This window comes from Halopseudomonas litoralis, from assembly GCF_900105005.1.
Taxonomy (GTDB): domain Bacteria; phylum Pseudomonadota; class Gammaproteobacteria; order Pseudomonadales; family Pseudomonadaceae; genus Halopseudomonas; species Halopseudomonas litoralis.
In genome coordinates this window covers 3,233,541-3,254,888 of sequence record NZ_LT629748.1, presented here as the reverse complement: position 1 = coordinate 3,254,888, position 21,348 = coordinate 3,233,541, and the positions used below count along the sequence as shown (strand labels likewise).

Annotated in this window: 17 protein-coding genes and 1 pseudogene; 3 read left to right on the top strand and 15 right to left on the bottom strand. The window is 58.8% G+C overall.

Going from position 1 to position 21,348, the window contains the following annotated elements:
- Positions 1-109: 109 nt before the first annotated feature.
- From BLU11_RS15540 to BLU11_RS19610, 4 genes and pseudogenes are all read right to left on the bottom strand, one after another.
- Positions 110-484 carry a VOC family protein gene (locus BLU11_RS15540; RefSeq protein WP_090274936.1) on the bottom strand — a complete coding sequence of 125 codons (375 nt, stop codon included), beginning with the start codon at positions 482-484 and terminating at the stop codon, positions 110-112.
- Positions 485-557: 73 nt separating this feature from the next.
- Entirely contained in the window at positions 558-1,595 is a 1,038-nt protein-coding gene (locus BLU11_RS15535; protein WP_090274934.1) for an aromatic ring-hydroxylating dioxygenase subunit alpha, read from the bottom strand.
- Positions 1,596-1,616: 21 nt separating this feature from the next.
- Entirely contained in the window at positions 1,617-2,192 is a 576-nt protein-coding gene (locus BLU11_RS19615) for a hypothetical protein (protein WP_231702352.1), read from the bottom strand.
- Positions 2,193-2,306: 114 nt separating this feature from the next.
- Positions 2,307-2,558: pseudogene (locus tag BLU11_RS19610) on the bottom strand (Rieske 2Fe-2S domain-containing protein); the annotation flags it as partial.
- Positions 2,559-2,712: 154 nt separating this feature from the next.
- Here BLU11_RS19610 and BLU11_RS19825 point away from each other — a divergent pair.
- Positions 2,713-3,081, top strand: coding sequence for a 2Fe-2S iron-sulfur cluster-binding protein (locus BLU11_RS19825; protein ID WP_407920214.1), 369 nt, complete (start codon positions 2,713-2,715; stop codon positions 3,079-3,081).
- Between the two features lie 100 nt (positions 3,082-3,181).
- Here BLU11_RS19825 and BLU11_RS15520 read toward each other — a convergent pair whose 3' ends face one another.
- From BLU11_RS15520 to BLU11_RS15475, 10 genes are all read right to left on the bottom strand, one after another.
- Positions 3,182-4,108 carry a quinone oxidoreductase family protein gene (locus BLU11_RS15520; RefSeq protein ID WP_090274928.1) on the bottom strand — a complete coding sequence of 309 codons (927 nt, stop codon included), beginning with the start codon at positions 4,106-4,108 and terminating at the stop codon, positions 3,182-3,184.
- A gap of 292 nt (positions 4,109-4,400) precedes the next feature.
- Positions 4,401-5,582, bottom strand: a complete 1,182-nt coding sequence (locus tag BLU11_RS15515; RefSeq protein ID WP_090274926.1) for an acetyl-CoA C-acetyltransferase — start codon at positions 5,580-5,582, stop codon at positions 4,401-4,403.
- Between the two features lie 129 nt (positions 5,583-5,711).
- Complete coding sequence (locus BLU11_RS15510; protein ID WP_074779720.1) at positions 5,712-6,362, bottom strand: CoA transferase subunit B; 651 nt, start codon at positions 6,360-6,362, stop codon at positions 5,712-5,714.
- Positions 6,363-6,364: 2 nt separating this feature from the next.
- Positions 6,365-7,063 (bottom strand): CoA transferase subunit A, encoded by a 699-nt coding sequence (locus BLU11_RS15505; protein WP_090274924.1) that lies wholly within the window; start codon positions 7,061-7,063, stop codon positions 6,365-6,367.
- 36 nt (positions 7,064-7,099) lie between these two features.
- Entirely contained in the window at positions 7,100-8,008 is a 909-nt protein-coding gene (locus tag BLU11_RS15500) for a hydroxymethylglutaryl-CoA lyase (RefSeq protein ID WP_090274922.1), read from the bottom strand.
- On the bottom strand, positions 8,005-9,948 hold the full coding sequence (locus BLU11_RS15495) for an acetyl/propionyl/methylcrotonyl-CoA carboxylase subunit alpha (protein WP_090274920.1): 1,944 nt from the start codon (positions 9,946-9,948) through the stop codon (positions 8,005-8,007). Before BLU11_RS15495 ends, BLU11_RS15500 begins: the two co-directional genes overlap by 4 nt.
- A gap of 68 nt (positions 9,949-10,016) precedes the next feature.
- Positions 10,017-10,811 carry a gamma-carboxygeranoyl-CoA hydratase gene (locus tag BLU11_RS15490; RefSeq protein WP_090274918.1) on the bottom strand — a complete coding sequence of 265 codons (795 nt, stop codon included), beginning with the start codon at positions 10,809-10,811 and terminating at the stop codon, positions 10,017-10,019.
- Positions 10,812-10,871: 60 nt separating this feature from the next.
- The gene (locus tag BLU11_RS15485) at positions 10,872-12,479 is read right to left on the bottom strand and encodes a carboxyl transferase domain-containing protein (protein ID WP_090274917.1); all 1,608 of its coding nucleotides are present in this window, start codon (positions 12,477-12,479) and stop codon (positions 10,872-10,874) included.
- Between the two features lie 40 nt (positions 12,480-12,519).
- Positions 12,520-13,701 (bottom strand): isovaleryl-CoA dehydrogenase, encoded by a 1,182-nt coding sequence (locus BLU11_RS15480; RefSeq protein ID WP_090274914.1) that lies wholly within the window; start codon positions 13,699-13,701, stop codon positions 12,520-12,522.
- 25 nt (positions 13,702-13,726) lie between these two features.
- Positions 13,727-17,290, bottom strand: a complete 3,564-nt coding sequence (locus BLU11_RS15475; protein WP_090274912.1) for an indolepyruvate ferredoxin oxidoreductase family protein — start codon at positions 17,288-17,290, stop codon at positions 13,727-13,729.
- A gap of 130 nt (positions 17,291-17,420) precedes the next feature.
- On the opposite strand from BLU11_RS15475, the gene BLU11_RS15470 reads away from it, so the two are divergent.
- A complete protein-coding gene (locus BLU11_RS15470) occupies positions 17,421-18,329 on the top strand; it encodes a LysR family transcriptional regulator (protein WP_090274910.1) in 909 nt (302 codons plus the stop codon).
- Positions 18,330-18,377: 48 nt separating this feature from the next.
- Here BLU11_RS15470 and BLU11_RS15465 read toward each other — a convergent pair whose 3' ends face one another.
- A complete protein-coding gene (locus tag BLU11_RS15465; RefSeq protein ID WP_090274906.1) occupies positions 18,378-19,229 on the bottom strand; it encodes an SDR family oxidoreductase in 852 nt (283 codons plus the stop codon).
- A 443-nt stretch (positions 19,230-19,672) separates the two neighbouring features.
- Here BLU11_RS15465 and BLU11_RS15460 point away from each other — a divergent pair, with 443 nt between their 5' ends.
- A complete protein-coding gene (locus BLU11_RS15460; protein WP_090274904.1) occupies positions 19,673-21,343 on the top strand; it encodes a DUF1302 domain-containing protein in 1,671 nt (556 codons plus the stop codon).
- Positions 21,344-21,348: the final 5 nt, after the last annotated feature.

The following is a 21,348-nucleotide window of genomic DNA, read 5'->3' as shown; positions in this document are numbered from 1 at the left end:
GGAAGTGTTCACGAAGGTGGGTGGATCTGGGCGAGCCGGGGGACTCCATGGAGTATGATCGGCCGCTGAAGTAGCTTACCCCGCGGCCTTGCTTCCAGCGCTGTGCCAGTCAGCGCTCGCTGATGCAGCTGGCTACTATCTTGTGGCCATCAAGGTCGCGCACATAGGCTGCGTACACATTCGGCCCCACATCTCTGAATCCGGGTGCGCCAGCATCTGTGCCTCCTGCTTGCAGCGCACACTTGTGGAACTCATCCACTGCGGCTCGGTTCGCTGCTGCAAAGCCTACTGTCAGGCCATTGCTTACACTGGCTATGTTACCGTCGGCGGGCTTTAGCACGACGAAGCGCGGGCCCGCGCCGCCCCAGAGCGATGCTGTTTCCTTATTACCAAGGTTTTCATAACCCAGTGCGCCAAGCACTGAATCGTAGAAGATACGAGCTCTGGATAGGTCGTTGGTACCCAAAGTGACGTGTGAAAACATAGGACGATTCTCCTGGTTAACGCGCCTTTCATGGCGCTCAGTCGGTTTAAGAGGTTACTTAGGCACGTAGCGGTTAGCCATCCATGCCTAGCAATGCAGTAATGTCACGTCCCGGTTCGGCATCAGCGCCATAGGAGAAGTCCCCTCGGCGCTGGCGCTCGGCCAGTTGTTCCATCTGGTAACGGTATCGGGTGCCAGGCGCATCGAAGCGAGAATGCAGGTCACGCCTGTCTGATGCGTCCAGATAACGCTCATTCTGCGGACGTACCACCGAGTTGTCCTGGGGCTGGATGATGTAATTGATTCGCGGCATCAGATAGCGAAAGGGGGAGGGTGCAGCGGTAGTATTGAAGGTCACGTCGCAACGCGAGCGATGCCTGCCTACCGGCAGAAACGGCTGCAGATTGGGAATGTCGTAGCCTGGCCGGAACCGTGGGTAGGAGATGCAGACATTGCTGCGCAGATGAATATGCAGCACCGCACGGAAATCCTGATACCTGGCGCGTATCCCGCCCACCCAGCGCATGACTGGCGCGACTGACTTCTGCGTGACCATACGGGTTCTGGTTACCGTTTCGGACGTCCATTCCACTTCGACGACGTCGGATTCGGAGATGCCGTCGCCGATAGTATTGGCATGCAGAAAATCGGCGTGGGTCAGGTCGATGAGGTTTTCCACCGAGAGCGCCGATGAGGCGTCGAACCGGACGGTCCGCTGCGTGTAGCCCGGAATATTGCCGTCCAGGGGCAGGAAGGGGATATGGGGCAATAGTTGGATATCCGCGTGGTCGGGGTCGCCATACCACGCCCAGATATAGCCGTAGCGTTCGATGACAGGATAGCTGCCGGAACCGCCGGTGAAGGCGCTGCTGGAGTGGCGCAGGGCTGCCAGCCGTGATGGATGAAACTCTGCCGCTTGAGGTATACCGTTTTCACGCCAGAGAAAATAAGGCTGGGAGTGGATGATCCGGCGGATGGGTCTTGAAGTCACGTCGCGACTGTGCGAGACCGGAAACCAAGTATCGTGCAGATCATAATTGACCGGAGTCCAGTCGGAGGGACGCTTGGTGCGCTGCCCTGCGGCGGTGTCGCTGGTGGATACAGTGTGCATTTTGAATTCTCCTGGCAGCATTCAGACGGCGGCACGTAGGGGGATTAGTGACGAGTCATGTAGCCTTGCCAGATCACGGGAGGGTGCTTCCAGCAGAGCGGCTAGGAGCTTGCCGTCAACCTGAGTGTGCACTCGGAAGGGCGGGCGTTTCATTTTGCGTGCCACCCTCCAGCGCAGCGGTACGTGGCTGACATCACTCTGGGGCAGGAAGCCTCGCCAACAGATACTGGTGGTACCGCGTCGGTTGGCCCCCGAGGCAATGAAAACGGTGCACAACGGCGCTTCCTGTTCGGTGAGAAGGTCAACGCGAATGTCGCCTCCGCGCACAGGAACAGACGTACGGACGATCAGGGGATAGTCGACAACGAACTGCGGCGGCAGCACCCTGGTTGACCAGACTGCGCCTCGGTCAAGAACCAGATGGTCATCCTGCAGACGGGGATCGCCCAAAAAGAAGTCAGTCATCTTTACCGCGTCAAAACTGATCAGGCAGTGGGGCCCATCGAGCATTGCGGCAAGATATTCCTCGTGCAGAATACTGATGGTGCCCGCGCCGGTATATTCGCAACCTTCAGGCTGATAAGTTGCCGCAGGCACCGACTCATTCGGCTCACCTTCCCCTAACCAGACGTGAACAAATCCGTTTCGCTCAGCCACAGGGTAGGGTCGCGCCGCATATCGGGCAGGCACTCGTTCATTGGCGTGCAGGTTGGGTATCGTCGTGCAAGCGCCGCTGGCGCCGTCAAATGTCCAGCCATGGTAGCCACACTGGATTCCGCTCTCTATAACGCAGCCAAGGGATAGGGGCACGCGGCGGTGGGGGCAGCGGTCTTCCAATGCAAACGCCTGACCTTGCCCATCCCGAAACAGGGCTAGCTCCTCGCCATTGCAGACAACTGCCAGGGGCTTTTCATTGTTTACGGCCTCGGATAAAGCCGAAGCCCACCAAGCGCTATTAACCATCAGGGTTTACCTCGTTATTGTTGTTTTGGTGTTATGTGCGGCCTTCGCCTTGCGGAAAATGCCTGAAAATACTTTAGGCTGGCTCGGCATTTTGATCAAATTAAAATAGACAGATATTTTAAAAATGTTCAAATCGGCGATTTCTTAAGGCATCATGAATTACCCAGTTACCGGAAGCCGTCAGGCGCGGAGAGCCCCAATGCCAACTGTAATTTTCAATTTTTCAGATGATCGTCAACAGGTTGTAGAAGCCGCTGCGGGCCAGACGCTCATGCAGGTTGCGGCCAATCACGGTCTGGAAGGGATCCTGGGTGATTGTGGAGGGGCGTGCCAGTGCGCCACCTGCCACGTTTATATTGACGAGTCGTGGCTGGATCGGTTGCCGGAAATGGATGGCATGGAAGACGACATGCTTGAAGGGGTCGCGGCTCCCCGGCTTGCCCAGAGCCGGCTGGGCTGCTGTGTAACCTTGCAGGCCGAACATGAGGGGATGGCGGTGACGTTTCCTCCAACCCAGATTTGAGACCAGGGGATTACGCAGATAAAAAAGGAAGGATCTGCTTAAAAAGCTCGTCCTTCCCAGGGGGAATCATCAACCGAATGCGTCCCAGTTACGCACCTAGCTATCTGACTTTGGCGTAGATCTTGGCGTGTGGACCGTCGACCTGGGACGTCCAGGCTTGGGGCGAGTCATCAAAGGCAAACTCGGAATAATCCACGGAAATGTTCTGCTCGGTTGCGATGGTGAGAAGGCGTTCCCAAATCTGGCGGCGGTCTGCAGGGGGGCGTTGGCCAGTGCCGATGCAGGAAAGCGTTTTGAACAGTAGATCGGCGATATCGAGATTGACCTGACGACCGGCTCCGGTCCCGATGGTCATGATCCTGGCGCCCCAGCGCGCCGCTTTTAATGCATTGAGCATGGGCTGTCCGCATACCAGGTCGAGCACCACGTCGAAACCGTCGCCAGCTTCCTTTTTCAGCGCCGCAACGTCAGTGTCGTCGCCTTTCAGACAGACTGTTGCATCGGCGATACCACGTTCCGTCAGCCGGGCCAGAGCCTTCTCGCTTCGGCCTGCTGCGACGACCCTGCCAGCCCCAAGGTAGCGTGCCAACTGCAAAGCAATCTGGCCGAGCGTGCCGGTACCGCCCAGGATCAGAACGTTTTCACCTGGCTGGATACTGGCTGCTTCCAGCGGAACCAGCGCGCCTGTGGCCGCGATCCCCATGGTAATAGCCGTGCGATCATCGATGTGGTCCGGCACATCCCAGACTTCTTCCGCGGGAACTACTGTTTGCTCCGCCCAAGCGCCAAACGGAAGCACTGAGCGTTCGCCGAAATAAACCCGTCTTCCATCATCAGTGCGGCCTACCCCTTCGCCGCGAATCACGCAGGGATACTCGACGCCTAACCGATAGGCCCCGAGTACGTCCCAGCCACCCAGGCCGGCGGTATCGACATGAATAAGTACGGCGCCTTCCTGGGGAGTCGGTTTCTTGAATTCCTGCATGACGGGCGTTGCGCCGCGTTCAGTAATGACAGCTGCTTTCATTATTGTCTCCTTTGTCGATGCTGCGGTGTTCGCGAGTCGACTGGGCTAGTGGCCCGGTTTGAGGATGTATCGTTGCGCTGAGGTAGACTGGTATTCTGTAATAAGATTCGCATTCTGTCAAAAGAATGCCAGTGTGGTTGCTTGCGTGAGTTATGGCGTTCTGATCTGGTCTCCATGGGCATTTCGGAGCCTGGAGTAGAAAGGTCAGAATCGCTAAAAGAGGCAAGTCACAGGCTCGGCAATACAGGGGAAATGGGCGCTTTGGTCGACTCAACCTCAGCACCCGCTCCGATCAATCGCGCTCGACTGCCAGCGCAACACCTTGTCCACCACCGATACACAGCGTCGCCAATCCTTTCTTGGCATCACGCCGCGCCATTTCATAGAGCAGGGTTACCAACACACGGCAGCCGGATGCACCAATGGGATGCCCCAGGGCGATAGCGCCACCGTTGACGTTGACCTTCGACACGTCCCATTCCAGTTCCTTGCCGACCGACAGGCACTGGGCGGCGAAGGCCTCGTTGGCTTCGATCAGGTCCAGTTCCGCGATAGACCAGCCGGCTTTACTGAGGCATTTCTTGCTGGCGGGCACCGGTCCGATACCCATGATCGCCGGATCGACCGCTGCGCTGGCATAGCCCTTGATACGAGCCAGCACCGGCAGATTCAGCGTCTTCGCCTTGTCCGCCGTCATGAGCATGACTGCCGCTGCGCCGTCATTCAGGGTCGAGGCGTTGCCGGCGGTGACGCTGCCGTCTTTTTTAAATGCCGGACGCAGACCCGCCAAGCTGTCTTCAGAGGTGTCGGCTCTGGGTTGCTCGTCGGTATCGAAGGCAACGGGATTGCCCTTGCGCTGGGGAATCATCACCGGGGTGATTTCATCCTGAAAGCGTCCGGCACTGATTGCCGCATTGGCGCGCTGCTGAGAGAGCAGGGCGTAGGCGTCCTGATCCTCACGGCTGACCTGATACTGGCTTGCCAGGTTCTCGGCGGTGATGCCCATGTGGTAATCGTTGAAGGCGTCGGTCAAGCCGTCTTTCAGCAGGCTGTCTTCGAGCTGGGCATGGCCCATGCGCAGGCCGGTGCGCGCCTTGGGCAGCACGTAGGGCGCCAGGCTCATGCTTTCCATACCGCCGGCAATGATGATCTCGGCGTCGCCACAGCGGATCGCCTGGATCGCCATGTGCACGGCCTTGAGGCCGGAGCCGCACAGCTTGTTCAGCGTCAGCGCCGGGGTGCTGAACGGCAGGCCGGCATTGATCGCCGATTGCCGGGCCGGGTTCTGGCCGCAGCCGGCAGACAGCACCTGGCCGAGGATGACTTCATCCACCTGGCTGGCATCCAGGCCGGTGCTGCTTATTAACGAGCGGATAACGGTGGCGCCCAGTTCAACGGCAGGCACGTTGGCCAGCGCGCCTTGAAAACTCCCGATGGCGGTACGCGTTGCTGCGACAATGACGACGTCTTGCATGATCTTTTCTCCAAAAAAAACGTGGCTACCCGCAATGGAAAGCCACGTAAAACCTTCAACGGGCAGCACTCCCAGGGCAGCTTGGTCAGCTACTCCGGAAACCAGTAAAGCCTTACCTGGTAGGGCGGCCTAGTACTTGCTTTGATATTGCTCGGTCAATACCGGGCAGCCGGTGGCTTCCTGCAATGCCTGGACGGTGATACCGGGTGCCAGTTCGAGTAGCTCCAGGCCGGCGTCGGTAATGTCCAGCACGGCGAGGTCGGTGATGATCCGGGTGACCACACCCAGGCCTGTGAGCGGCAGTTCGCACTGCTTGAGAATCTTCGGGCTGCCGTCCTTGGCGTTGTGCTCCATCAGCACCACGACGCGCTTGACGCCGGCGACCAAATCCATCGCGCCGCCCATACCCTTGACCATCTTGCCAGGGATCATCCAGTTGGCCAGATCACCCTTCTCCGACACCTGCATCGCACCCAAAATCGCCAGGTTGATATGTCCGCCACGGATCATTGCGAAGGAGTCTGCGTTGTCGAAGAAGCTGCTGCCGGGCAGGCTGGTAACAGTCTGCTTCCCTGCGTTTATCAGATCCGGATCGACCTTGTCTTCCTCCGGGAAGGGGCCAATGCCGAGCAGACCGTTTTCGCTCTGCAGCCATACATCCATTCCCTCGGGGATATAGTTGGCTACCAATGTTGGTAGCCCGATGCCAAGGTTTACGTAGAAGCCGTCAGCCAGTTCCTGAGCAGCTCGTTGCGCCATTTGTTCGCGTGTCCAAGCCATGATCAAGCGCTCCGTGTGGTACGTTTTTCGATACGTTTTTCCGGATTGGCATTGAGCACAATCCGCTGCACATAGATTCCCGGCAGGTGAACCTGATCGGGATCGAGCGCGCCGGTTTCGACGATTTCCTCGACCTCGACAATGCAGATCTTGCCGGCCGTAGCGGCCAGGGGATTGAAGTTGCGCGCGGTCTTGTTGAAAACCAGATTGCCGGATTTATCAGCCTTCCAGGCTTTGACCAGCGCCACATCGGCCGTCAGGGAGGTTTCCATGACGTACCACTCGCCGTTGAACTGGCGGGATTCCTTGCCCTCGGCGATCAGCGTGCCGTAGCCGGTTTTGGTATAAAAAGCCGGAATACCAGCACCGCCAGCCCGAAGCTTTTCTGCAAGTGTGCCTTGGGGAGTAAATTCGAGTTCCAACTCGCCTGAAAGGTACTGGCGCTCGAACTCTTTGTTCTCGCCCACATAGGACGAGACCATCTTGCGAATCTGGCGGGATTCAAGCAGCAGCCCAAGCCCGAAACCGTCAACACCAGCGTTATTGCTGATAACGGTAAGATCCTTCTTCTGCGTATCGCGCAGGGCTTCGATCAACGCTTCGGGAATACCGCACAACCCGAACCCGCCGACCGCCAGTGTCATGCCGTCGTCGACAAGCCCGGCGAGAGCCTCCCGGGCGTTAGGATAGATTTTGTTCATTGTTATAGATGCTCCTCTTCCCGTTAAAGTGTTTCGTCATTGATCGAGCTGACTGCTTTTGGCTTTGGCAACACGCGAGCCGGACGGCCGGTTCAACAACCTGCTAATGCGGTTCCCGGCCTGAATCAGCGCGTCCAGGTCTATTCCAGTGTGGATACCCAGGCCATTGAGCATGTAGAGAACGTCTTCGGTGGCGACATTGCCGGTGGCGCCCTTGGCGTAGGGGCACCCGCCAAGGCCGGCAACCGAACTGTCGAATACCTGGATGCCTTCCAACAGTCCCGCGTAAATATTGGCCAGCGCCTGCCCGTAGGTATCGTGAAAATGGCCGGCCAGTTGATCACGGGGAATATGCTGCGCAACGGTTTCAAACAGGTTGCGCGTGGCGCCGGGCGTTCCGGTGCCAATGGTATCGCCCAAGGAGATTTCGTAGCAGCCCATGGCGTGCAGTTCGCGGGCTACGTCGGCCACCTGGCTGGCGGCGATCTCGCCGTCATAGGGGCAGCCCAGCACGCAGGATACATAGCCGCGTACCCGCACGCCGGCTTCGGCTGCCGCGCTGATGACGGGTTCGAAACGCTGTATGCTTTCGCTGATCGAGCAGTTGATATTGCGCTGTGAAAACCCCTCGGAGGCCGCGGCAAACACCGCCACTTCTTCAGCGCCGGCTTGTAGAGCCAATTCAAAACCTTTCAGGTTCGGCGTGAGCGCCGCGTAAGTTGTGCCCGAGCGCCGCTGAATTCCGGCAAATACGTCCTGTGAGCCGGCCATCTGCGGGACCCACTTGGGCGAGACGAAACTGCCCACTTCGATATAGCTCACCCCGGCGTTGCTCAGGTCGTCGATCAGACGGATCTTGTCAGTGTTGCTGACCGGCTGGGCTTCATTCTGCAGGCCGTCACGCGCGCCTACTTCGACCAGTTTGACCGAGGCGGGCAGGCTCATTGCGCTTCCTCCATTTCCACCAGCAGGGTGCCCTCGGCGATCAGCTCGCCTTCGGCGCAGAAGATTGCTTTCACCGTGCCGGTTTCGGCTGCGCGAATGCTATGTTCCATCTTCATCGCTTCGAGCACCAGCAGTACGGCGCCAGCCTCGACCTGTTGGCCTGGCTCGACCATGACGCGCACCACGCTGCCATTCATCGGCGCCTGCAAACCACCGGCGTGCTGGTGGGAATGGTCCACTTCAGCAATCGGGTCAAATCGATCGATCCGCTGCCAGCTGTTGAGCCAGTGCAGATACAGGGCGCCATCGCTGATCAGCACACGGTGGCGGCGGGTTTGCTGCTCCTCGGTGATCAACAGCGTCTGGGTGATCGGGCAATACGAGCAACCGGTTATATCTACGGTGGCAAACGGCTGGTCCAGTTCGCCGCAACGCAGGTGCAGGCGGCTCTGCGCGGGCAGTCCGGCGCGCCAGCTGGTCAGGCCAGTCCAGGGGTCGCCTGCCACCGAGGAGGAGTTGGCTGGCATCGCCAGCAACCAGGCCTTCGCTGCGGTGCGCCAGAACCGGTCGTCGAGTGCTTCAGGCGCGGGCAGCAATTGTTCTGCATGACGCGGGATAAACCCGGTGTCCAGTTCGGCCCGAGCGAAGGCGGGGTGGGCCAGAATACGGGTCAGGAATTTCAGGTTGGTCTGCACGCCAGCCACCACGGTCTCGCGCAGCATGGCCAGCAGGGACAGGCGTGCTTCTTCCCGCGTCTCGCCCCAGGCAATCAGTTTGGCGATCATTGGATCATAGAAAGGCGAGACCACGTCGCCTTCGGTAACGCCGCTGTCCACGCGGCGGCCCTCGCCGGCGGGCGGCTCGCGATACAGCTGCAAAGTGCCACTGGCCGGGAGAAAGTCGTTGTCGGTATCTTCAGCGTACAGGCGCACTTCAATGGCGTGCCCCATCAGCGGGACCTGCTCCTGGGTCAGCGGGAGCTTTTCGCCCTGGGCCACACGCAGCTGCCACGCAACCAGATCCTGCCCGGTGATGGCTTCGGTGACCGGATGCTCGACCTGCAGGCGGGTGTTCATTTCCATAAAAAAGAATTCGCCGCGCGCGTCCAGCAGAAACTCCACCGTGCCGGCACCGACGTAGCCGATAGCCTGGGCGGCCGTCACCGCGGCATCGCCCATGGCCTTGCGCAGCTCGGGCGAAAGCCCTGGTGCAGGGGCTTCCTCAACCACCTTCTGGTGACGGCGCTGGATCGAACAATCGCGTTCGTTCAGGTACACACCATTGCCGTGCTGGTCGGCAAACACCTGAATTTCCACGTGTCGGGGCTGCAACACGTATTTTTCCACCAGCATGCGCGCATCGCCAAAGGAGGACTGGGCCTCCCGTTGCGCCGACGCCAGTGCTTCAGCCATATCCGCTTCGCGCTCGACCACCTTCATGCCTTTGCCGCCGCCACCGGCGGTTGCCTTGAGCAACACCGGGTAGCCGATGCGCTCGGCAGCCGTTACGAAGGTCTGCAGGTCCTGTTCGTCGCCATGGTAGCCGGGCACCAGCGGCACGCCGGCCTTTTCCATCAACGCCTTGGCCGCTGATTTGCTGCCCATGGCATCGATGGCCGAGGCGGGTGGCCCGACGAAGATCAGGCCCTGCTCTTCGCAGGCACGGGCAAAACCGGCATTCTCGGACAGAAAACCGTAGCCGGGATGAATCGCCTGGGCACCGCTGGCGTGGGCGGCGGCGAGAATCTTGTCGACCAGCAGATAGCTGTCCGCTGGTTTCGCGCCACCAAGGCCGATGGCTATATCGGCTTGCAGGACGTGCTGTGCCTGACGGTCAACGTCACTGTGTACGGCGACAGTGGTAATGCCCATCTCGCTGGCGGTGCGCATGACCCGGCAGGCAATTTCGCCGCGGTTGGCGATAAGCAGGGTATTGATCATTTTTGTTCGTCCCACATCATGGCGAAGTTTTATGTTGTTCGGTTTTCACTATCTTTACCGGGTAGCTCTCAGTCTGGCTGCCATGCCGGTTTGCGCTTTTCCAGAAAGGCGCTCAGGCCTTCCTGACCTTCCGCGCTGACCCGGATGCCGGCAATGGCCGCTTCGGTATAACTGCGTACTTCCCCGGTCAGTTCACCGTGCTTGACGGTCTGCATAAGCGCCTTGGTCGCATTCATGGCCTGGGGGCTGTTCAGCAGCAGGTTATCGACCCACTCCTGTAGCGCCACGTCCAGCTTCTCGGCCGGATAGCATTCGACGAGCAATCCCAGTTCCCGCGCCCGTTCACCGCTGAAACGCTCGGCGGTCAGGGCGTAGCGGCGCGCCGCCCGTTGCCCGATGGCTTGCACTACATAGGGGCTGATGACTGCGGGAAGCAAGCCGATACGCACCTCGGACAGGCTATACAGGCTGTCGTTGGTGCCAATAGCGATATCGCAGCAACTGATCAAACCCAGCGCACCACCAAAGGCTGCCCCGTGTACCACGGCCAGAGTCGGCAGGCTGAGCTGCGCCAGACTGGCCATCAGTTGCCCAAGTTCTCGGGCATCACTCAGGTTGGCCTGATAATCGAGCTTGGCGCACTCCTGCATCCAGGCCAGATCGGCTCCGGCAGAAAAGTGCTTGCCGCGCCCGCGCAGCAGGAGAAACCGCAGCCCTTTGGCGGCCTGAACCTCATCCATGGCTGCCAGCAGCTCACGGATCATCTCGGCATTGAACGCGTTGTTGCGTTCGGGCCGGTTCAGCCACAGGGTTGCTACGCCGTTGTCGCTGTATTCGAGTTCGATTGTCTTGAAGCTGGTCATGGCTTTCTCAATCCGTGTTGTGGCAATCAGCCGCCTGGGTGAAGCGGCAGCTGAAAGCAATCACATCCTGAACACCCCAAAGCGGGTCGGTGCAATAGGCGCATTTAGCGCGGCCGATATCGCCAGACCGAGCACGTCGCGGGTCTGCGCCGGGTCAATTACCCCGTCGTCCCATAACCGCGCGCTGGAATAGTAGGGATGACCCTGCCGCTCGTACTGCTCAAGAATCGGTTTGCGCAGCGTCTGTTCCTGCTCGGCGCTGAAGGTCTCGCCGGCGCGTTCAGCCTGCTCATGCTTGACCTGCACCAGCACGCCTGCTGCCTGTTCGCCGCCCATCACCGAAATGCGCGCATTGGGCCACATCCACAGGAAACGGGGATCGTAGGCGCGGCCACACATGCCGTAGTTGCCGGCACCGAAGCTGCCACCGATGATCACGGTGAATTTTGGCACCTGGGCGCAGGCCACAGCGGTAACCAGTTTGGCGCCGTGCTTGGCGATACCACCGGCCTCGTATTTCTGACCGACCATAAAGCCGGTGATGTTTTGCAGGAACAGCAGCGGAATGCCGCGCTGGCAGGCCAGTTCGATAAAGTGGGCGCCTTTCTGCGCGGACTCGGCGAAGAGGATGCCGTTGTTCGCCAGGATCGCTACCGGATGCCCATGCAGATGGGCAAAGCCGCATACCAGCGTGGTGCCATACAGCGCCTTGAATTCATCGAACTGGCTGTCGTCGACTAGGCGGGCAATCACTTCGCGCACATCAAAGGGTTGCTTGGCATCGGCCGGGATGATGCCGTATAGCTCGTCGCTGGCGTAGCGCGGGTTGATTGGTGCGCGGCAGTTCAGCTCACCCTGCTTGCGCCAGTTCAGATTGGCGATGCAGCGCCGGGCCAGGGCCAGGGCGTGTTCGTCGTTCTCGGCATAGTGATCGGCCACGCCTGAGGTCTTGCAGTGCACATCGGCGCCGCCCAGATCCTCGGCGCTGACCACTTCACCGGTGGCGGCCTTGACCAGCGGTGGGCCGGCAAGAAAAATGGTTGCCTGGTTGCGCACCATGATGGCTTCGTCTGCCATCGCTGGCACATACGCGCCGCCAGCGGTACAGGAGCCCATGACCACGGCAATCTGCGGAATGCCCTGGGCGCTCATGTTGGCCTGGTTGAAGAAGATGCGGCCGAAGTGCTCGCGGTCGGGAAAGACCTCATCCTGGCGTGGCAGGTTGGCGCCGCCGGAATCCACCAGATAGATGCACGGCAGGCGGTTCTGCAGGGCAATGGTCTGCGCGCGCAGGTGCTTCTTAACTGTCAGCGGATAATAGGAGCCGCCTTTGACCGTTGCGTCGTTGGCCACGATCATGCATTCGACACCTTCCACACGCCCTAGACCGGCGATCAGACCGGCGGCGGGCACGTCTTCGCCGTAGACCTCATGGGCGGTCAGTTGGCCGATTTCCAGAAACGGCGAACCTGGGTCGAGCAGGGCATCGATGCGCTGGCGGGGCAACAGTTTGCCGCGCGAGAGGTGGCGCTCCTGGGCCTTGGCGCCGCCGCCTTCGGCAACGCGCGCCAGCAACTCGCGCAGGTCCGTCACCAGTGTCTGCATGGCCGAGCAGTTAACCGCATATTCTGGCGCGTTGCGGTTGATTTGACTGTTGAGAATGCTCATGGGTTATCTCTTTTTATAAGGGCGCTTTTTATGAGGGGCTTCACCGGGTCTCGTTGAACAGTTCTCGCCCGATCAGCATGCGCCGAATTTCGCTGGTGCCTGCGCCAATCTCGTACAGTTTTGCGTCACGCCAGATGCGGCCGGTGGGGTAGTCATTAATATAGCCATTGCCGCCGAGGATCTGGATTGCTTCACCGGCCATCCACGTGGCTTTTTCGGCGGTATACAGGATCACGCCCGCACAATCCTTGCGCACCTGGCGGACATGCCCGCTGCCCATGGCGTCGAGGTATTTGCCGACGCTGTAGAGATAGGCGCGGCACGCCTGGAGGGTGCTGTACATGTCAGCGACCTTGCCCTGAATGAGCTGGAACTCGCCGATGCTCTGACCGAACTGCTTGCGGTCATGAATATAGGGCGTGACGATGTCCATGGACGCCTGCATCAGGCCCATCGGGCCACCGCTCAGCACCGCGCGTTCATAGTCCAGGCCGCTCATCAGCACCTTGGTGCCTTCACCCAGGCCGCCGAGAATGTTTTCTTCCGGGATCTCAACGTTGTTGAATACCAGCTCGCCGGTGTGCGAGCCGCGCATGCCGAGCTTGTCGAGCTTCTGCGCAACGGAGAAACCAGGGGTATTGGTATCTAGGATAAAGGCAGTCATGCCTTTGGCACCGGCGGTGAGATCGGTCTTGGCGTAGACCACCAACACGTGGCAATCAGGTCCGTTGGTGATCCACATCTTGGTGCCGTTCAACACGTAACGGTCGCCTTTCTTGTCGGCGCGCAGTTTCATGGAGACCACATCAGAGCCGGCATTCGGCTCACTCATGGCCAGGGCGCCGATGTGCTCGCCGGAGATCAGCTTGGGCAGGAACTTCTGCTTCTGCGCTTCGCTGCCGTTGCGGTGAATCTGGTTCACGCACAAGTTCGAATGCGCTCCGTAGGACAAGCCGATACCGCCCGCTGCGCGGGAAATTTCTTCCATGGCGATCATATGCGCCAGATAGCCCATACCCGAGCCGCCGTATTCTTCGGCCACGGTAAGACCAAGCAGGCCCATGTCGCCAAATTTGCGCCACAGATCCATCGGAAACTCGTCGGTGCGGTCGGCTTCGGCGGCACGCGGGGCGATTTCCTTGGCAGCAAAGCCGGCAACCGAATCACGCAGCATGTCGATGTCTTCACCAAGGAAGAAGTCCAGTCCGGGTATAGCGCTCATACTATGTAATCTCCTGTTCTTATGTTTATAGCTGCGTGGCCTGGATGCGCGCATCCTTGGCGGTGGCGTCGTGAAATTCCGCTTTGCGCTCATTGCGCCATGCCGATAGCAGCCGGGCGTGCTGAATGCGGGCCTGATCCAGGAAACGCTCCTTGACCGGACCGTAGCCGCGAACGATGTCTGGCAGGTTGGTAAGCTCTACGGCGGTTTGCAGTTTCTCTGCGGTCAGCTTGTCGAGCACCTCGTCAAGAATGCCTTCGTAAGTCGCCAGCCATTCGCGTTCTACCTTGCGCTCGGCGGTATAGCCAAAGGGATCGATGACCGAATTACGCAGGAACTTCAGACGTGCCAGCAACTTGAAGCTGCGCATCATCCACGGGCCGAAGCTGCGTTTTTTTGGTTCTTCGCCTGGCTTGGCGTTGTTCATGATGGGCGGAGCCAGGTGGAAGTTGAGCTTGTAGTTGCCCTCGAACTGCGCTTCGATCTTTTTCATGAAATCGCCGTTGGTATACAGCCGCGCCACTTCGTATTCGTCCTTGGTAGCCAGCACCTTGAAGTAATTACGTGCGACGGTCTCGGTCAGCTTGCCCGGCTCGCCAGCGATTCGCGTTTCAGCCTCGCGGAACTGCTGCACGCGCGCCAGGTATTTGTCACCCAGTTTGGCGTTCTGATACTCGGTAAGAGTGGCGATACGGCGCTGAATGACCTCATCCAGGTTCTGCGACAGCGGTTGCGCTGCGGCTTTGCTGCTGTTGCTGTCGATCAGGCTGCGCAGGCGTGGCAAATCCGCTGCGGCGCGGCGGCCCCAGTCGAATGCCTTGAGGTTGAACTCGATAGCGGTGCCGTTCAGCTCGATGGCCTGGACCAGTGATTCTTGCGCGACAGGCAACCAGCCCTTCTGATAGGCGAAGCCGAGCATGAAGGTGTTGGTGGCAATCGAGTCGCCCATCAGTACTGTGGCGATACGACTGGCATCCAGGAAACTGGACTGGCCTTCACCAACCGCTTCGGCAATCTGCGCCGACATGGCCTGGGTGCGGAACTTGGGATCGGGGTGCGCTTCGAGGTCGCCGCTCTCGGCCTGCAGGGCAAAGGTGCGCACGAACTCGCTGGTGATGCTCTCGTCCGAATTCACCACGGCATGGGTCAAGCCGTGGCGGAGTTTTTCCAGGGTCTCGTTGTTGGCGCTGACCACCAGATCGCAACCCAGCAGCAGGCTGGTTTCGCCTGCAGCAATGCGCGGTGCATGCAGCTGCGATTGCTCGGCAGCGATGCGGATATGCGACCACACGGCGCCGCCTTTCTGCGCCATGCCGGCCATATCTAGGTTCAGCACGCCTTTGCCTTCGATGTAGGCAGCCATGCCGAGCAAGGCGCCGATGGTCACCACGCCGGTGCCGCCCACGCCAGTGACCAGAATGCTGTAGGGCTGATCCAGTGAGGCCATGGCCGGCGTTGGCAGATGCCATTCATCGGCACCGGTGTTGCCCAGCGCCTTGGCCTTGCGCAATGCGCCGCCTTCCACGGTCACGAAGCTCGGGCAAAAGCCGGACAGGCAGGAGAAGTCCTTGTTGCACGATGACTGGTCGATGCTGCGCTTCTGGCCGAATTCGGTATCGACGGTCACCACCGACATGCAGTTGGACTTGCTGCTGCAATCGCCGCAACCTTCGCAAACCGCCTGGTTGATGACTACCCGGCGCGCCGGATCAGGGAACTTGCCGCGCTTGCGGCGGCGGCGTTTTTCGGCAGCGCAGGTCTGGTCGTAAACGATAGCGGACACGCCGTCGAACTCGCGCAGCTCCTTCTGCAGCTTTTCCATTTCTTCGCGGTGCAGGACTGGCACGCCGTCGGCCAGGTTCTTCACTGATTCGTATTTTTCCGGCTCGTCGGTCACCACAGCAATACGCTTGACCCCCTCAGCAGCCAGTTGTTGGGTGATCTGCGGCACAGTCAGGGTGCCGTCAACCGGTTGCCCGCCGGTCATGGCTACGGCATCGTTGTACAGAATCTTGTAGGTGATCTGCGCCTTGGCAGCGACCGCTGCGCGGATTGCCAGGATGCCGGAATGGAAGTAGGTACCGTCGCCCAGGTTGGCGAATACGTGCTTGGTGGTGGTAAACGGCGCCTGGCCGATCCAGGCTACGCCTTCACCGCCCATCTGGCTGAAGGTCTGGGTTTGCGGATAGATCCACGCGGCCATGTAATGACAGCCAATACCCGCCAGCGCCCGGCTGCCTTCCGGCACCTTGGTGGAGATGTTGTGTGGGCAGCCCGAACAGTAGTGAGGTACCCGATCCATCAGCGCGCCCATTACGTTTTTGGTGGTGAGCTGTGCTTCGAGTTGCTCCAAACGGTTCTGCAATCTGTCGTCCGGGCGCAGGCGCAGAATCCGCTTGGCCAGGGCGCGAGCGATGTGCGCCGGCGTCAGTTCACTGATGGCCGGAAGCAGCCAGTCAGTGTGGGGCATGCTCCACTCGCCCTTGTCGTCGAACTTGCCGACGATGCGTGGCCGCACGTCCTCGCGCCAGTTATATAACTCTTCCTTCATCTGGTATTCGATCATGTGGCGTTTTTCTTCCACCACTATGATTTCTTCCAGACCCTCGGCGAAATGGCGTACGCCTTCGGCTTCAAGCGGCCAGACCATGCCCACTTTGTAAACCCGCAGACCCATCTGCTGGACCTGCTCTGCACCGATGCCGAGCATCTCCAGCGCCTGACAGACGTCCAGGTAAGATTTGCCTGCGGTGATGATACCGATTCGGGCGTTGGGCGAGTCCATGACCACGCGGTCGATACGGTTGGCGCGGGCATACGCCAGGGCGGCGTACAGCTTGTGTTCGAGCAGGCGCTGTTCCTGGGCGAGCGGCGGATCGGGCCAGCGGATGTTCAGACCGCCTTCGGGAATCTGGAAGTCGGGAATGATCGACTCAACGCGAAACGGATCGATATCGACAATCGCTGCGCTCTCAACGGTATCGGCGACGGCTTTCAGCGCCACCCAGCATCCGGAATAGCGAGACATGGCCCAGCCGTGAATGCCGTAATCGAGGTATTCCTGTACACCGGAAGGTGCCAGCACCGGCATCATCACGGCTTTGAAGATATGTTCTGTCTGATGTGGCAGCGAAGAGGAGCGGGCGCCATGGTCATCACCGGCTACGGCCAGCACACCACCAAACTTCGAGGTGCCGGCAGCATTAGCATGGCGGAAAACGTCTCCGGAGCGGTCAACACCTGGACCTTTGCCGTACCACATGCCGAATACGCCATCATAGGTGGCGCCTTCAAAGATGTTGACCTGCTGGGTACCCCAGATGGAGGTGGCGGCCAGTTCTTCGTTAACGCCTGGCTGGAAATGGGTGTGGCTCTCCTTCAGGTATTCCCGAGCACGCCATAGATGCTGATCGAAGCCACCTAGGGGCGAGCCCCGATAGCCGGAGATAAAGCCAGCGGTATTCAGCCCCGCAGCCAGATCACGCTGGCGTTGCATAAGCGGCAACCGGACCAGCGCCTGGACTCCGGTCATCAATTGATATCCGCTTATCTGCGTATACTTGTCGTCAAGCGAGAGGGAAGTTCCCATGGCTGATCATTACCTGTCTTGTTCTGTTTATGGCTACTGCAATGCACGGTAGTACGGATTGACTGGAGTATATGAAGAGCGGCTGGTATCGTAAAATTATAAAAACCAGACGCAGTTATTGGAAAAACAGATGACAAAGCATGATGTTTCGATGCGCCAGTTGCGATACTTCGTTGCAGCTGCGGAGACCGGCCAATTTTCCCAAGCGGCTAGCAAGGTGCATGTATCGCAGTCGGCTATCACTGCTGCGGTCATGCAGCTGGAAGAGCGCCTGGGCGTGAAACTGTTCGAACGGATGCCCTACGGCGTCAGCCTCACGGCGGAGGGCAACAAGTTCTTGCAGCATGCCAGTCATATTCTTGATACGTTGCAGGATGCTCTTAGCGAGCCGTTCTTTCTCAGCCATGCGATCAGCGGTGTGGTAAGGGTAGGAGCGTCCTATACAGTGCTGGGCTACTTCCTGCCTAATCTGCTGGCACGGTTCAAGCGTAATTATCCGGATGTCGAGATTGATCTGATTGATATGGAGCGGAGTAGCATCGAGGCCGCCGTCACTTCGGGCGAGCTGGACGTGGGTCTGACGGTAATATCTAACGCCAGCGATCTCGGCGGCTTGGAGCACAGCGTGTTGATCAGGTCCCGGCGGCAATTGTGGCTGGCTTCCGCCCACCCCCTGTTACAGTCGGCGTCCATCACCTTGAAGGATGTCGCCGGACATGCCTATATCATGCCCACGGTAGACGAAGGCGAAACGTCGGCGCTGCGTTACTGGCATAGCCAGGACCTTGAGCCGCAGGTGGCTTTCCGCACGTCTTCCATGGAATCGTTGCGCGGGCTGGTGGCTCACGGTTTTGGGGTGACCATTCTGTCAGACATGCTTTATCGCGCCTGGTCGCTGGAAGGCAAAAAGATTGAAATCCGCCCGCTTACCGACGCCGTCCCACCGATGGAGCTGGGCCTGCTGTGGCGTGAAGGCGCAAGCCTGAACGAGGCTGCCAGTGCTTTCCAGCAGTTCCTTATTCATGCTTGCGGATCGTGATCCGTCGCGCTGCTCAGGCAGGCGACGCATTGTCCGATCAGAAATCGTTCAGTCCTGCGCGGCGTTTTCTCTGCGCTGACGGATCGACTCGGTGAAGTCGCGCTTTAATGTAGGGAAGTAGGCAATCTGCCCGCCCATGCCGCCGGCAATATCAATAGACGCACCGCTGATGAAGTTCGCGTAATCACTGGCAAGGAACAGCGCCATACCAGCCACGTCCTCCGGGCGGCCGTAGCGTCCCAGCGGGACGACTTTCATGACCATTTCATCGAATTCCTCCCGAGTTACACCTGGCCCCATTTCCTTGAAGTGCCGATCCCACTGACCGGTATCGATCCAACCCATGTTGAGGGAGTTGACCAGGATATTGTCTTTGGGCAGTGACATGCCAAGCGATTTTGAAAGGGCTACACAGGAGGCTCGGTTGATTACCGACGGAATGCCTTCTGGGGTGGGCACCACGCCTGCCAGCGCATTGATTTCGATGATTCTGCCCCAGCGCTGCCTGCGCATGAAAGGCACAACAGCCTGAACGAAGCGAAAGTGACCCATCTGCAACACATTGGCGTGGGCGAGGATGTCTTCGGGCGTGAGGGTGTCCAGATTGCCGCCTTTACCCTGGCCGGCATTATTGACCAGCACATCCACACCGCCCCAGGCTTCGGCGATCTCCGCAACGAAAGCCTGGACCGCCGCGGTATCAGTGACGTCGACAGAGCGGGCGATGACCGCTGCGGCGCTGCTCTCCAGCTCCTTGCCGGTTTCCGCAACGGCTTGCGGATCCCGCGCGCAGATAGCCACTCTGGCACCATCCCTCGCAAACGCTCTGGCAATCGCTCGGCCAATGCCCCGGGAGGCGCCTGTAATGATCACTCGCTTACCACTTAAATCAATATTCATACATTCTCCGTAGTGATGGAAGTCGGGCTCTTCCCGCTCTAACCGCGGCTGGAAGCGCCATTTTAGGGCATTTCAGCCGAGGTCCTGCTTTCTATTAAAACGACAACTGCCGAAAGAAAGAAACACAAATTGAACAAAAGGCATATTTATGTTTAATTTGTGTCATTGATTACGGTCAAAAAATGACGAGCGCGCGGTTTTAGCGGCTCTACCGCGAATTTGATGGCTGTTGCATCTGCTCCGATTTCGCTGTTATTTTCAAATCTGAATGTAGAATGAAAATCTTGATATGGAATTGTGAGTTTTGTTCCGCTAGGATGGCCAGACGCTGAACGGAGCGCAGGAGGCTAACCAACTGGTGTTGCGGTTGAAGATGCTTGTGGTCTTGCAGCGATACGCGAATAATTTTCATTAGCCACTGAAAATAAAAACAAGGAATACAGATGAACACTAAGCTCAGATTTGGTCACAACGGTTTGGCTTGCAGTGCGCTGGCTCTTGCAGTTCTAGCGGCTACAGGCGGCGCTTCAGCCATGCAGATCGATGTCGGCAATCCTGATATACGGCTGCGCTGGGATAATACCGTTCGCTACAACCTGGGTATCCGGGCGGAAGACCAGGATAGCGCGATCATGAACAACCCGAACTTCGACGAGTCAGACGGGAAGTTCGACAAAGGCGACATCGTCACCAACCGTCTCGATCTGCTGACGGAAATCGACCTTGCCTACAAATGGCATTTCGGTGCGCGGGTCAGCGCCGCTGCCTGGTACGACGATGCATACAGCGATCGTACCGTTGATGGCAACGTGCCAGGCTATTCGACGAGTTATGATAACGACCGTTACAGCTCTGAAGTCGAGCGTTATGTCTACGGCCCCTCCGGAGAGATTCTGGATGCGTTTGTGTGGGGCAATTTTGATCTGGGAGACACGCCGGTCAACGTCAAGGTGGGCAAGCACACCAATTACTGGGGTGAAGGGTTGCTGTTTGGCGCGCATGCCATTTCCTATTCCCAGGCTCCGATGGACGCTGTGAAAGCCGTTACCAGTCCAGGCATCGAAACGAAAGAAGTCTTTCTGCCGATCGGGCAGGTGTCTGCCAAGGCGCAGGTAACGAATAATCTGTCCATTTCCGGACAATATTTCTATGAGTGGGATCACACTCGCATGCCGTATGGCGGCACCTATTTTGGCGCAGCTGACCCTTTCTTTGAAGGTCCAGACCGTTTGGCAGCGGCGCCCGGTTTCGATTTGCGACGGGGTGATTCCAAATTCGGACGCGATGACGCCAACTGGGGTGTCATGGCGCGCTATGATATTCAGAGCCTAGGTGCAACGGTGGGAGCCTATTACCGTCAGTTTGATGACTATCAGGCATGGTTGTCTCCTCAGATTGATATGGCCGCCGGCCAATACCGTCTGGTTTACCCACGAAACGTGAAACTGATGGGTATCAGCTATGCAGGCAACGTAGGCTCGGCTTCCATTGGCGCTGAACTGTCTTACCGCCAGGACGGTGCACTGAACGCCACCGGTATCAGCCCCATAACTAACGAAGGCCCCCGCGGTGATACCTACCATGCTGTGTTGAACGCAGTGTACGGTGTGCCTCGCAACTGGCTCGCAGATAACTCGGTGCTGGTAGCTGAACTGGTATTCAGTCATCTGGATAAGGTCACCGAGAACGAAGAGTTTTACAAAGGACGAGGTAACGCCGCCTGTACCGATCTTCGCACGCCGGGCATTCCAGGCTCTGGCGATAAGGAAGACGGTTGTTCTACCCGGAACTATTCAGCCGTAGCTGTGAACTATACACCGCAATACCTGGCCATCCTGCCTTCTTGGGACCTGTCCGTTCCGCTAACCCTCAACTACGGGTTGTATGGCAACGCTGCCAATGCGGGGGGTGGATCCGAGGGCGCGTTGGCCTGGTCTGTTGGTGCGCAAATGACCTATCGTCAGAAACACGACTTTACTTTGCGCTACGCAGATACTTCAGCTCAGGAGAAGAACACCCTGAATGCCAATGGCGACGAGATGGTCAATGGCAACGGCAATGTAGGTGGTACCGACCGCGGTTGGGTTTCGCTGACCTACAAGACTTCCTTTTAAATAAA